The 13541-nt window shown below is 50.7% G+C and carries 11 protein-coding genes; 8 read left to right on the top strand and 3 right to left on the bottom strand.

The genetic code is table 11. The annotated features are described in order from the left end of the window. Nucleotides 1-363: 363 nt before the first annotated feature. The 8 genes from H6629_14235 (at nucleotide 364) to dacB (ending at nucleotide 8536) form a co-directional block, all read left to right on the top strand. Nucleotides 364-1377 (top strand): MoxR family ATPase, encoded by a 1014-nt coding sequence (locus H6629_14235; GenBank protein ID MCB9068953.1) that lies wholly within the window; start codon nucleotides 364-366, stop codon nucleotides 1375-1377. A 296-nt stretch (nucleotides 1378-1673) separates the two neighbouring features. Next, nucleotides 1674-2630: a D-2-hydroxyacid dehydrogenase gene (locus H6629_14240; GenBank protein ID MCB9068954.1), complete on the top strand. Its 957-nt coding sequence runs from the start codon at nucleotides 1674-1676 to the stop codon at nucleotides 2628-2630. 14 nt (nucleotides 2631-2644) lie between these two features. Then, the gene (locus H6629_14245; protein MCB9068955.1) at nucleotides 2645-2983 is read left to right on the top strand and encodes a tRNA-binding protein; all 339 of its coding nucleotides are present in this window, start codon (nucleotides 2645-2647) and stop codon (nucleotides 2981-2983) included. Nucleotides 2984-3085: 102 nt separating this feature from the next. Then, nucleotides 3086-4486, top strand: coding sequence for an alanine:cation symporter family protein (locus tag H6629_14250; GenBank protein ID MCB9068956.1), 1401 nt, complete (start codon nucleotides 3086-3088; stop codon nucleotides 4484-4486). Nucleotides 4487-4491: 5 nt separating this feature from the next. Next, the gene (locus tag H6629_14255) at nucleotides 4492-5559 is read left to right on the top strand and encodes a DUF1611 domain-containing protein (GenBank protein ID MCB9068957.1); all 1068 of its coding nucleotides are present in this window, start codon (nucleotides 4492-4494) and stop codon (nucleotides 5557-5559) included. 3 nt (nucleotides 5560-5562) lie between these two features. Continuing rightward, the gene (locus H6629_14260) at nucleotides 5563-6399 is read left to right on the top strand and encodes an esterase family protein (protein MCB9068958.1); all 837 of its coding nucleotides are present in this window, start codon (nucleotides 5563-5565) and stop codon (nucleotides 6397-6399) included. Continuing rightward, nucleotides 6383-7009, top strand: coding sequence for an HAD-IA family hydrolase (locus H6629_14265; GenBank protein MCB9068959.1), 627 nt, complete (start codon nucleotides 6383-6385; stop codon nucleotides 7007-7009). The genes H6629_14260 and H6629_14265 overlap by 17 nt, the downstream gene beginning before the upstream one ends. Before the next feature lie 18 nt (nucleotides 7010-7027). Beyond that, nucleotides 7028-8536 carry a D-alanyl-D-alanine carboxypeptidase/D-alanyl-D-alanine-endopeptidase gene (dacB, locus tag H6629_14270; protein MCB9068960.1) on the top strand — a complete coding sequence of 503 codons (1509 nt, stop codon included), beginning with the start codon at nucleotides 7028-7030 and terminating at the stop codon, nucleotides 8534-8536. A gap of 199 nt (nucleotides 8537-8735) precedes the next feature. On the opposite strand, the gene H6629_14275 is transcribed toward dacB, so the two are convergent. From H6629_14275 to H6629_14285, 3 genes are all read right to left on the bottom strand, one after another. Next, the gene (locus H6629_14275; GenBank protein MCB9068961.1) at nucleotides 8736-10160 is read right to left on the bottom strand and encodes an aldehyde dehydrogenase; all 1425 of its coding nucleotides are present in this window, start codon (nucleotides 10158-10160) and stop codon (nucleotides 8736-8738) included. A gap of 22 nt (nucleotides 10161-10182) precedes the next feature. Beyond that, nucleotides 10183-11271: a hypothetical protein gene (locus H6629_14280; GenBank protein ID MCB9068962.1), complete on the bottom strand. Its 1089-nt coding sequence runs from the start codon at nucleotides 11269-11271 to the stop codon at nucleotides 10183-10185. A 157-nt stretch (nucleotides 11272-11428) separates the two neighbouring features. Then, the gene (locus H6629_14285) at nucleotides 11429-13525 is read right to left on the bottom strand and encodes a chloride channel protein (protein MCB9068963.1); all 2097 of its coding nucleotides are present in this window, start codon (nucleotides 13523-13525) and stop codon (nucleotides 11429-11431) included. Nucleotides 13526-13541 lie beyond the last annotated feature (16 nt).

Here is a 13541-nt window from a genome sequence, read left to right on the forward strand (position 1 = left end):
TTTCCGAAACGGGGTTAAAAACATCTTCTGCAATTCGATTACACCGCGTAATAACGATTACGACTTCTATTATTCAACGCGAATTGGGGAATTTGACGCCCGAACTGCAAATGCAGGTTGATGAAAAACTCCGGAAGCTTTTTCAATTGTAGGTGATTTCAAATATTTTTACGACGGTAATAAACAAATTAGTTGTGGATATTGAATGAGGGATATGGCTAACTGACGGGATATTTTTCCGGCAAGCGGGGATTTCTTCATTAGATTAGTTTTCAAAAAGCGTTATCAAAATACTACATTACCAATTTTCTTTATCAACGAATCAGGAAAAAACAAAACCAAATCGAAATAAAAGGAACCTGAATGGAAACACCCACAGAAATGCTCTCGAACGAAACGGTATTGGCTTGTCAGGCAAAAGCGGAAGCGTTGCGCAACAACATCGGTAAAATTATTCGCGGAAAAGACGCGGAAGTGGCAAAAGTTGTGACCTGCATGGTTGCCGGCGGACATTTGTTGCTGGAAGATTTGCCGGGATTGGGAAAAACCAGCATGGCCAAGTCGCTGGCGTTTTCCATCGAAGGGAAACATACGCGTAACGAATCAGACAGTCATGTGGAGTTCAAGCGCATCCAGTTTACCCCGGATTTGCTCCCGATGGATTTGATCGGTACCTATATTTTTGATGATCGCAATAAAGATTTTCTGTTCAAAGCGGGACCGCTGTTCTCGAATATCGTGCTGGCGGACGAAATTAACCGCGCATCGCCGAAAGTGCAATCCGCGTTGCTCGAATGTATGGCGGAAAACCAGATCACCGTTGGGGAGAAAACCTATCCGCTCGATCCTTTTTTCTTTGTGATCGCCACCCAAAACCCCATTGAGTTTGAAGGCACTTATCCGTTGCCTGCCGCACAGCTCGATCGTTTTTTCATGAAGTTCAACTTCGGCTATGTTTCCGAAGATAAGGAAATGGAAATTTACCGCGATTATCTCTCGATCAACAAAATTCCCGAAACTGTTCATCCGGTGATCAAATATGAAGATATCATGATGCTGCGCAACAACGCGGAGTTTGTGTTTGTCCATCCGGAAATTATTCACGCGGTGAGCAATATCGTTCGCCATACGCGTAGCGACGATGCGATTCGACTGGGCGCATCCACCCGGAGCGGGATTATTTATTTGAAATGTTTGCGGGCATACGCGCTGCTGCACGGCCGCAATTATGTGGTGGAAGACGATTTGAAAACGCTGGCGCACAGCGTGCTCAATCACCGCCTGATTTACAAAAACCAGGATGAAGGCGAGGCGGCGCTCAATCGCATTGTGCAACGGGAAGTGGAGCGTTTGGCGAATTTGAATATCGAAAATTGAGTGTGAAACCGGGAGATATTTGACAGGATTAACATAATCGTTTTGTGTGTTACGATAACAGAATGAATTTCTGATAATTTTCAGTGGTCAATTGATACGCCGTTTAAAAGAGAAAAGAGATTCCTGCCTTCGCAGGAATGACACATTTAGCTGTCACCCCTGCGCATGCAGGGGTCTCCCGATAAACGGATAGGCATTATTTTCTGTTAATTCATCCCGTAAATCCTGTAATGCTGTCAAAACAAAACAGAAGCATCATGTAAAGCCTGTCACCCTGTCTAAAAATAGATAAAACCATGAAAATAGTTGTCATCGAAAGCTACACGTTGAATCCCGGTGATTTGAGTTGGGATTCGCTGCAATCGCAGGGCGACTGCGATTTTTATGAACGCACGTCTGCAAAACAACTGGTGGAGCGCTGCCGCGATGCGGAAATTGTGCTCACCAATAAATCCGTGTTTACTGCGGATACATTTTCGCAACTGCCGAAGTTGCGTTATCTGGGGGTGATGGCAACCGGTTACAACGTTATCGAAATCGATGCTGCGAAGAAAAATAATGTGATCGTAACCAACGTGCCGGATTACGGCGCGCCGTCTGTCGCGCAAATGGTATTCGCGCATGTTTTGAATTTGACGCAACGGGTTGCCCATCATCACGATGCCGTGCTGAGCGGAAAATGGGAGAAATCCGGTGATTTTTGTTTCTGGGATTATCCTTTGGTTGAACTGAACGGGCTGACGCTCGGGATTCTCGGATACGGGAACATCGGCAAAGCGGTTGCGAAAATCGCACTCGGATTCGGGATGAAGGTTATTTTCCACACGCCGCATCCGCCGGAAAATCTGCCGGAAAATGTTGTCGCAGTCGATCTCGAAACGCTGTTTCGCAACAGCGATGTGCTCAGCCTGCATTGCCCGCTCACCGATGAAACACATAAAATTGTCAACGCAGAACGGCTGGCGAAAATGAAATCTTCTGCGCTGCTGATCAACACCAGTCGCGGACCGTTGATCGATGAAGCCGCGTTGCGCAATGCGCTCAACAATGAACGCATCGCCGGTGCCGGACTGGATGTGCTGGACAGCGAACCGCCGAAATCCGGTCACCCGTTGTTTGGCGCAAACAACTGCATCATCACGCCGCATATTGCCTGGGCAACCCGTGCATCGCGCCAGCGATTGCTGAATACGGTTGTCGAAAATGTGCAGGCATTTCTCAACGGCAAGCCACAGAATGTTATTCATTCTTGATCGAGTCAATTTCAATGGAAACAATCAATTGGGATGATTTTCAAAAAGTGGCGCTGTGCGTCGGCACCATTATCGATGCGCAGGAATTTCCCGAAGCCCGAAAACCCGCATACAAACTTTGGGTAGATTTTGGGGCGGATATCGGCATCAAACAATCATCGGCGCAAATTACGGCGCACTATTGTTTATCAGAACTGATCGGCAAACAGGTAATTGGTGTGGTCAATTTCCCACCCAAACAAATTGGTCCGTTTATATCGGAATGTCTGGTCACCGGATTTCATGATCAAAATGGCGATGTTATTTTGGCAATCCCCGAAAAGCCCGTTCCCAACGGCACCCGATTGCTTTAGCACAGCAAACGAATATCAACACTGGCAAGATCTGCATTTGTAAATTCCAAACTCAGTTCGTATCTTCACCTTCGAAATTTTCATAAAAAAAGAGGTACCATTTTGCAGAATATCGAACAATGGATTGTCGCATTTGCCGATGCAGCCTGGGGACCGTGGTTGTTGGTGCTGTTGTTGGGGGGCGGGTTGTTTTTTCTGGTGTTTTCGCGATTGATTCCGTTCCGCTATTTCCGGCACGGGGTAAATATTCTTCGCGGAAAATACGACGATCCCAACGACGAAGGGGATATTTCCCATTTTCAGGCGTTATCCAGCGCGTTAGCAGGCACCATTGGCATGGGCAATATTGCCGGGGTTGCTATCGCGATTGCCACCGGTGGTCCGGGTGCGATATTCTGGATGTGGATGAGCGCAATTGTTGGCGTTGCAACCAAATTTTTCACCTGCACTCTGGCAGTGATGTATCGCGGAAAGGACAGCAAGGGGCATTTGCAGGGCGGACCGATGTATGTCATCACCGAAGGTCTCGGCAAAAAATGGCGACCGCTGGCGGTGTTTTTTTCATTAGCCGGATTGATCGGCTGTTTGCCCGCATTTCAGGCCAACCAACTGACGCAGGTGTTGCGGGATGTTATTTTTATCCCGAACGGCTGGGTGGGTGATGATCCCTTTCTGTTCAACCTGATGACCGGGTTAATTATTGCCGGACTCACATCTGTGGTTGTATTTGGCGGTATTGCGCGAATTGGGCAAGTTACCTCAAAGCTGGTTCCGGCAATGGTTGTGTTGTATCTGCTGGCAGCCATTTGGATTTTGGGTACAAACTACACGGAAATCCCTTTTTATTTGAACCTTATTTTTACCGATGCCTTTACCGGTGCAGCCATTGGCGGCGGTGCGTTGGGAACGGTGATTATCACCGGTGTCCGGCGGGCGGCGTTTTCCAATGAAGCGGGCATCGGCACCGAAGCAATGGCACATGGTGCTGCAAAAACCGATGAACCGGTTCGCGAAGGTCTGGTTGCCATGCTCGGACCCTTTGTGGATACGATCGTGGTTTGCACAACAACCGCAATGGTTATCCTCATTTCCGGCGTTTGGAAAACCAGCGCAGATAACGGCGTAACGCTCACCTCTACAGCGTTTGAATCGGCGATGCCGGGCGTTGGCGCGTATGTGCTCATCATTTGTGTGCTGTTTTTTAGCACCAGCACTATGTTCAGCTATTCCTATTATGGCACCAAATGTCTCGGTTTTTTGATTGGCGCAGAGCGTCAACATTATTATAATTACTTTTATGTGGCGTTGATTGTTGTGGCGTCCGTTGTTTCGCTCGATGCCGTTGTGAGCCTCATCGATGGCATGTACGCGCTGATGGCGATCCCGACAATGAGCTCCGCATTGATATTATCTCCAAAAGTGATGAACGCAGCAAAAGATTATTTCCGGCGAATGGACGCCGAAACAGAACTGGGTTACAGACAACAACTTAGCGAGGATTAATATTTATGATTAAGGGCACAGCTATTGTCCTGACGAACGGTTGGTTAAACAACCTGCATGCCAAAACCTGCCACGGACTGCTCCGCGGCACCGAACGATTTGATGTGTTAGCCGTCGTCGATCCCGTATTTGCCGGAAAAGATGCCGGTGAAATTATGGATGGAAAAAAACGCGGTATTCCCGTTTATGCAAACGTTACCGAAGCCATCGAAAAGGTTGGCAAAACGCCCAAATATGCAGTCGTTGGCGTTGCCGTTCACGGTGGGAAATTGCCCAAAGAGATGCGCAGCGAATTGTTCACCGCTATGCGAAAAGGGCTGTCCGTCATTTGCGGATTGCATTCATTTTTGAGCGACGATCCCGAATTTATTAAAATAGCCGAAGAAACCGGTGTCGAGATGTTTGACGTTCGCAAACCCCGCCCGATCAGCGAATTGCGTTTCTGGTCCGGCGAAATTTATGATATCAAAAATGCCGTTGTGGCCGTTTTGGGAACCGATTGCGCGCTCGGCAAACGCACTACCGCCCGGTTTTTGACGGAAACTTGCCGGAATCACGGCATCTCCGCCGAGATGATTTACACCGGTCAAACCGGCTGGATGCAGGGGAATCGATACGGTTTTGTGTTCGATTCCACCGTCAACGATTTTATCAGCGGTGAAATTGAGCGGGCGATTGTGGATTGTGCAAAAGAAGCCAATCCCGATGTCATGTTTATCGAAGGACAATCCGCATTGCGCAACCCCAGTGGTCCCTGTGGCACGGAATTTCTGCTGTCCGGTAACGCAAAAGGCGTTATTCTGCAACATGCGCCCGGACGCGATATGTTCGAAGGTCACGAAGAATTGGGTGTGAAAATCCCCACATTGCTGGATGAAATTGCGCTGATCAAAATGTATGGCTCCCGGGTGCTCGGCATCGCGTTGAACGAGGAATCGTGGACGGATGCCCAAATGCGCAGTTATCAGCAGCAGCAGCGAGAGCTGTTGGGGATTCCAGTGGTGCGCCCGCTGGTTGAAGGTGTTGAAGGATTGTTGCCTGCTATCCGCGAATATATTCAAACGGGAGCGTAATTGATGCGCTTCCGCAACTGGCTGTTCGCCATTTTGTTGATTGCCGGTCCGCTTTCGGCGGCAGTCGTCGAAATCCGCGATGTGCCCAGTGCCGCAATGGATACCACCCTTCAGGCGCTGATTATTTTGCCGGATAGTTATGCTACATCATCGGAAACGCGGTTTCCGGTGATGTATCTGCTGCACGGACACGGCGGCGATCACACCAATTGGAATGCCAAAACCGGTGTTGCGGTGTTGGCGGATGTTTATCAAATGATCATCGTTTGCCCGGACGGGAACGAGGACAGTTGGTATTTCGATAGTCCTTTTGACCCGAAATCGCAATTCGAAACCCATGTGGCAGTTGAAGTCGTCGCATTTGCAGATGCCAATTTCCGAACCATTAACAATCGTTCAGGTCGTGCGATTACAGGGCTTAGCATGGGCGGACACGGCGCATTGTTGCTGGCTGCCCGTCACCCGGAAACCTTCGGCGCTGCCGGCAGCATCAGCGGTGGATTGGATATTCGCCCCTTTCCGGAACGCTGGGGACTGGCAGAAACAATTGGTTCGATCGAAGATTTTCCGGCACGATGGGATTCCCTCTCGGTTGCCGGAAACATTGCCGCGCTCAAATCTGCCAATCTCGCGCTGATCTTCGATTGCGGCGTCAACGATTTTTTTATCGACGTTAACCGCAGCCTGCATCGCGCACTGCTCGATGCGGAAGTGCCGCACGATTACAGCGAACGTCCCGGTGGTCACAGTTGGCAATATTGGGATAATTCCATTCGCTATCAATCCTTGTTTTTCAACATTTACTTCAACAAAGCCCGGCAAAATGACGCACCCGAATAACATCGACTGGATTGTTTTTGACATTGGCGGCGTGCTGATCAACATCGATTTTCAGCCGACCATCGGCATGTTGTCCCAAAGATCCGGATTGCCGGAACAGGATGTGCGCAACGTTTTGCTGGGGCGCTCCGATGGCGGCGGCGTGCTCGCGGATGCGTTGAGCACCGGCAACATCGATCTCAAAACCTATCTCTCAGAAACGATCCGGGCGTTGAAAGGCTGCATATCGCCCCGCGAATTAATCATCCTTCGGCAAGCTGAGTTAACGACTGTAAATAAAGCACTTGCGCAAACGCTGCCCAAATTGAAATCCCGCTATCATCTGGCCTGCTTTTCAAACTCAAACGTGATTCATTGGGGATACATGCTGAAAAATTATGATTTCTTTCGCCATTTTTCAGTGAAAATGGGATCGCATATCGCCGGTGCCCGAAAACCGGATGTTGCGGCATATCGCTATATTATTGAACAGCTGAATGTCGCGCCGGAACGCTGTTTGCTCATCGACGACCGTCCGGAAAACATAGCCGCTGCCCAAACATTCGGCATGCAGACGATGCTTTGCGAAGATCCGCAACACATTGCCAAACAACTTGAACAATTACGATAAACAATGGAATATTGACAGATGAAAACATTTACGAACACATCATTTTTTACCGTTTTGCTCGCAGCAACCGTTTTTTTTGCCGGCTGTTCGGGACGAAGCCAGTTGCGCTCACCGGCGGGATCGATGCAGCCGGTCGAACAATTAGCACATCAAATTGATCGTGCGTTGGCGGATTCGGCGATGTCGCAATCCGACGCCGCGGTAAAAGTGGTGTCGCTGGAAACCGGCGAAACGCTCTATTCGCACAACAGCCAGATGCTGATGCATCCGGCGTCGAACATGAAATTGCTGTCCACGGCTTCCGCGTTGAAAAATCTGGGACCGAATTTCCGGTTTAAAACGGAAGTTTATACGGACTCCGCCGCGCATTCGGACAGCGCGATCACCGGAAATTTATACATCAAAGGCTATGGCAATCCCGATTTGACCACCGACGATTTGCGCTGGATGGTTAATGAATTGAAGAAAAAAGGTGTTCGCAGCGTTTCCGGGAATCTCGTTTGCGATGAATCGTATCTCGATGATCTGTATTGGGGGAACGGCTGGATGTGGGACGATGTTTCCGCATGGGAATGGGCGCCCATTTGCGCGTTGACGGTTAACGACAATTGTGTGGAAATTACCGTTGCGCCCGGTGAAACGATTGGCGCGCCGCTGTCGGTATCGATTGAGCCGGAAACCCGGTTTATGCAGATCGCCAATACCGCGAAAACCGTTGCCGAAAGCGACAGCCAGATTCGCAAAGCATACAAAGCCGAACGCGTTTGGCGACCCATCGCCAAAAATATTTACGAAGTTGCAGGCGGTCGCTATCTGTCAGACAGAACAAGAACTTACACGGTGGATGTCGTTGATGCATCCTATTATGTCGGAACGTTGTTCAGCGAATTGATGCGCGAAGCGGGCATCATGTTTTACGGAAAAATCGAGCGTGGTTTGCTGCCGGAAAATCCGCAATTGCTGATTCGTCACCAATCCGAACCGCTGACCGAAGTGGTGCTGAACACCAACAAAGTGAGCGATAATTTATCCGCCGAATTGCTGCTCAAAGTCGTTGGCGCAGAGGTGAGCGGCACGCCCGGCACCGCTGAAAAAGGGCTATCTGCCATTCGTAAAATGTTGCAGGAAGCGGGTGTGGACAGCACAAGCTATCGTATTACGGATGGCTCCGGTGTTAGCCGATACAATATTATTACGGCGAATTTGCTGATCGAATTGCTCAAATCGATGGATGCGGATCCCCGGGTTTCGGCGGAATACCGGGCATCGCTGCCGATTGCCGGTATCGACGGCACGCTGCGCAGCCGCATGCACGACACCGCCGCACAAAGCGTGTTGCGTGCGAAAACGGGAACGCTCAGCGGTGTGACAACCCTCAGCGGTTACACCGTTACCGCCGACGGCGAAAAATTGGCATTCAGCATGATGATGCAGCATTTTGTGCTGCCCGCATCGAAAATCCGCGCGGTGCAGGATAACATTGGTGAAATTTTGAATAATTTTTCCCGTCGTCCGGTTGCGGAGTGAGGTTTGAAAATTACAAGTTGAGAAATTCAGGTCGGTTTTGCAGGATTTTTAGGGATAACTGCATTCGCAGGAGAGACAATTTTTTTACGGTCACCCCTGCGAATGCAGGAGTGGGGACATTCTTACAATGTTAAATCAATACATATTTCGCATATAAGTATAAATTTGAAAATTACCTTTGCTTCCAAAAATTCTAAACTCAAATCGCGAGTTGCAGCGCCCGCTGGCGATACAAATGTTCGAACAAGTTGCCTTCGTGCGGTTGATCCCAACTGATCCGGTAGGTCGGTAGCGCACCGATGTTCAGTCGCTCCACATGTGGTGATGCGAACAATTCCCGGATAAATGCTTCGTCATTTGTAATTGCCGTGACAACCAGCGAACTGCCTATTTGATGCAATATTTCGTTTTGCGGCGATTCGCAAACGCTGAGATATGGGAACAGAAATTCCGTATTTGCCAGCGGATGGTGGTGATCCGCACAAAAAGTGACGGTCGGCAACAGAAATGTGCAGCCGAAATCCCGCACCAATCGTGAATGTCCGCGAATGGTTTCCGTAACATCAATTGCGCCGGGTTCGGTTAACTGGCTGTCGATCATCTCGCTGATGCGTTCGGCAACGAGGGGATTGGCAAACGCAGGCAATTGCGCCGCCGGATCGTCCAGCGATCGCGCGGTGAACGCCGCAAATTTTTTGGCGATAGCTTCGGCAATTGCCTTGCCGTGACGCGGCACCCACACACCGGATGCGTTGATACAGCTTCGCCCGCCGTTTGCCGCTGCCGAATCGACGATCACGTCGATAAATTCTTCCCAGCGATCGATCAAATCTTCCCCGATGATAATTTTGCTCCACCCCGGACCGTGAATTTGAACACGCGGATCTTTTTTCCACGGCGCAACGGTTGATTTATCGCCAAATAGCATGGAGCGACCGGTTTTCAGCAGAATTTCCGCCGCGCCGGTGTAGTTGGTCGGATAAATATTGAACGCCTCCGGCGGTGCACCGGCAGCGATAAACGCACGGGCAATCCGCAACGGTGTCCACGGTTCCTGGCTGCCCGGTTTCAGCACCAGCGGCACTTTCAACGGGATTGCCGGAACCCACAGCGAATGCACGCCCGGCGAGTTGCTCGGTAGTATGGCGCCGAGGGCGTTTGTTTCGCGGAGGAAGCTGAGCGGGCGATCGTTATGAACCACGTAGCCGCTATCGAGAATTGACAAATCCAGTCCGCGCGTCAATCCGCCAAGTACTGCGCCCATATTTTCCAGTACGTGGGCAATTTTTCCCATATTTGCCCGGCACAACGATGCCGGCATTCCGGTAGTGGCGGAGAGTTGCTGCACATAATCATCTGCGGTTTGGTTGCTGTTTTCATCAATTGGCAAAGTGGCGTTCAGAAATTGATCAGCGGTTTTTTTGCAGATTTCCAGCAAATCAGCAATCGGTATTTGCTGCAACGCAGACTGCGCATCGGCAATATTGCGCAAATCCCGTGCAATCATTCCGGGATTCGCCTGGCTCACTTCCGCAACCGTTTCACCGGACTGAAAGTGGGGGAGTGGCTGCAAATCCAGGCTGCGGTAGGTTTTACCGCCGCGTAAAATGGGGATATGTATCATTAAGTAACCTCTAAATTTTAAATCAGTAAACGCCAACCACAACACTCTGCTGGAACCGGGAAAACAATCGTAAATTGCTCACGCCGTCATACGGGAAATCCGGTAGCGGAACGGCGCGCTCGCCCTCATCGCGTTCGGGGAATCGCGGCATAAAAAATTCGCGGGTTAGGGTGGTCAGCAGCACGCGGCCGGTTTGCCCGTAGTCCACCGGTTCGTCAAGATTGTCCGGGTTGACAATTTCGAAAACGGCGCGCGGATGCGGCGGATAATAAGTGATCGCATAATTATCTGCCGGATCGAACGGTTTGCACACGGCTAAGCCCATCAGCGTGTTGCCGTATGTCGGGCGAAAATCGATGCCGGGCACCAGCTCTTCGCGTGCAAAACGGTGAAATTGGGCATTCATTTCCGTACCGCCGCAAAAAATGCCGCTGATGCCGTATTTGCGCAAATCGATTTTATCGCAAAGCGCTTCCAGCAATTTTGGCGTAGTAAACACGCAGCGAATGTTGTCGTGTGCCCGCAAAATTTTCAACACCTGATCGATCACATGATCTTTATACAGCGCCAATTCCTGGTGTTCGCCGCGTTTGATCAATTTATTTACCCAGCGCGGATCGAGATCGACAAAAAAGCAGATGCCGCCGCGATGCTGGCACAAATGCTCCACCGCCAGCCGCAACCGTCGCGGACCGCTCGGACCAACCATCAGCCAGTCTGCGCCGTGCGGAAATGTTTCGCGCGGGAGGGTTTGGCTGAACATTTCGTAATCCGTTTGGAAATCGCGAATGTTGATGCGCGATTTGGGAATGCCGGTGGAACCGCCGGTTTCGAAAATATAAATCGGTTGATCTGCCAGCGCTTTTGGCACCCATCGCCGCACCGGACCGCCGCGCAGCCATTCATCCTCAAAATGCCCGAGGAGCTTTAAATCGTCGAATCCGCCGATTTCTTTGCGCGGGTCGAAAGCGAGTTTTGTGGCGAAATCGATCCAGAACGGCGTGCCGTTGTTCGGGTCAAAATGCCAACGGACGATTTCCCGAACGTGAGCATCCAGCCGCTCTTTGGCGATTTTTATTGAATTGACCAGTGAAGGCGAAAAAATATCCATGTGATTTTCCTGTTGCGTTGCAGATTGTTGGCGACGATGGCGGCAGTCGCGCCGGAAAAGTTCTGTTGTGATTGCAAATTTATTATAAACAGAAAATGTTGAATCCGCTACTTTTTTCGGAAATTATATGATTTTTCAGGAATGAAAGCGGCTGTTTTTATTGAAGATATTGGATATCCGATTTACGACCCATAATCAGCAGCCGGTCACCGGATTCGATGCAGTAATCCGGCAGCGGCATTGCTCCGGGACGATTCGCAAACGTATGTGCGCCGGTTTGCTGTTTGCGAATTAAAATGACTTCCACTTTGTAGCGGGAGCGAATATTCAGGTCGCGCAGCGTTTTACCGATGAAGCTGTTTGGCGGATCAATTTCGACCAGCGAATACCCCTCAGCAAGCTCGATTGTGCGTTCCTTGCTGACCGCTGTAACCACGCTGTGCATGCCACCGGCGAGATCGTATTTGAAAATTTCCCGGTTATACGCATCGATGACGCCCTTTCGCTGAACGGAACCGACCAGCCGGTTGCTGTCCCGGCTTTCCAGTACCGGCAGTTCATCTACGTTAAATCTGCCGAAATGATGCATCACCAAATCCAGGTTATCGTCCAGATGCAGCGCAACCGGCGGCGGATGGGCAAGATCGGCCGCAATCACCACGCCGGAAAGATAATCCTCATCTTTCAAAAATTGTTTGATTTCGCCGATGGAAAATGAGCCGATCATCTCGTTATTTTCGCGGACAACAAAAAATTCATTGTGCGGGCTGTGCATCAATCGCCGGATTAAATCGGTGAATGACGAATTGCCGGGCACGCGTTCGATATCCGCGTTCAGCACATCGCGAACCTTTATGTTGCGCAATACGTTGACATCGCGTCCCTCGAAGATGTTCAGCCCTTTGCGCTTCAGCTTCATCGTGTAGACGCTTTCCTTTTTGAGATAGGTCGCGATGAGTACGGACATGATGCAACTCAACATCAGTGGGGCAATCACCCGGTAGTCATTCGTCAATTCGAAAATGATCAAAATTGCCGAAATCGGCGCGTGTGTGGTGCCGGCAACCATCGCGCCCATGCCAACCAGCGCATACGCGCCGGAATCTGCGGCAAGCTGCGGCTGCCATTGATGGGTGAGATCGCCGATAAACGAACCGAGCATCGCGCCGATAAACAGCGACGGTGCAAAAACACCGCCGGAGCCGCCGGAACCCAGCGTTGCGGATGTGGCGATAACTTTCAGGAAAATGAGAACAATCAATACCCATTCCACATTTCTGCCCCACAGCGCATCGTTAATCGATTCGTAACCGACGCCGTAAATTTGCGGAAACACCAGCGCGATAATTCCCACAACCAACCCGCCGGCCGCCGGTTTTAGCACCGCCGGAATTTTCAATTGATCGAACCAGTCCGTTGTTCGATACAGCGTGATGATGAACAGCACCGCCAGCAATCCTGCCAGAATTCCCAACACCGCATACGGCAGAAATTCAAACGCGCTAACCACTTTAAAAGCAGGCACTTCGAACGCCGGAAAATCGCCGATAAAATGCCGGGAAATAACCGTTGCCACCACAGCGGAAATAACAATCGGGCTGAATTGGGTGACGCCAAAATCGCCGATGATCACCTCAACCGCGAACAGCGCACCGGCGATGGGTGCGTTAAAAGTAGCGGCAATGCCCGCCGCCGCGCCGCAGGCTACAAACGTGCGTAACCGTCGGGCGGAAACCGCCAGCAGTTGCCCGACGGCCGAACCGATCGCCGAACCGATGTGGATGATCGGACCTTCACGTCCCGCCGAACCGCCGGAACCGATGGTGATGGTTGCTGCCAGAATTTTGCTGATGATCACCCGCGGACGGATCGCACCGCCACGAATGGCAACCGATTCCATTACTTCCGGCACACCGCTGCCGCGCACTTCGTGGGCGATATACTGGACAATCGGTCCGACCAGCAGCCCGCCGACAGCCGGGAGCAGCAGGCGCTGCCACCACGGAATATCGAACAGCCAAACGGTGGAATAATCCCAGGTCTGGAAAAAAATCCGGTGGGCAAATTTGATGAGAAACCGGAAACCGATCGCACCGAACGCGCCCAACGCGCCAATTACGATGGCGGAAATAATCATGAAGACATGTTCCGCGCGACGGATACCGCCAAAAAAAGCCTGCGTTTGGGCAATAAACGCGCGGCGCAACCGGATGAGCTGTACAGTGGATTTTTTAAGCGTTCTGTTTAGCGGCAATCGTATTCAACCTGTT

The organism is Calditrichia bacterium, assembly GCA_020634975.1.
Classification (GTDB): Bacteria; Calditrichota; Calditrichia; order RBG-13-44-9; family J075; genus JACKAQ01.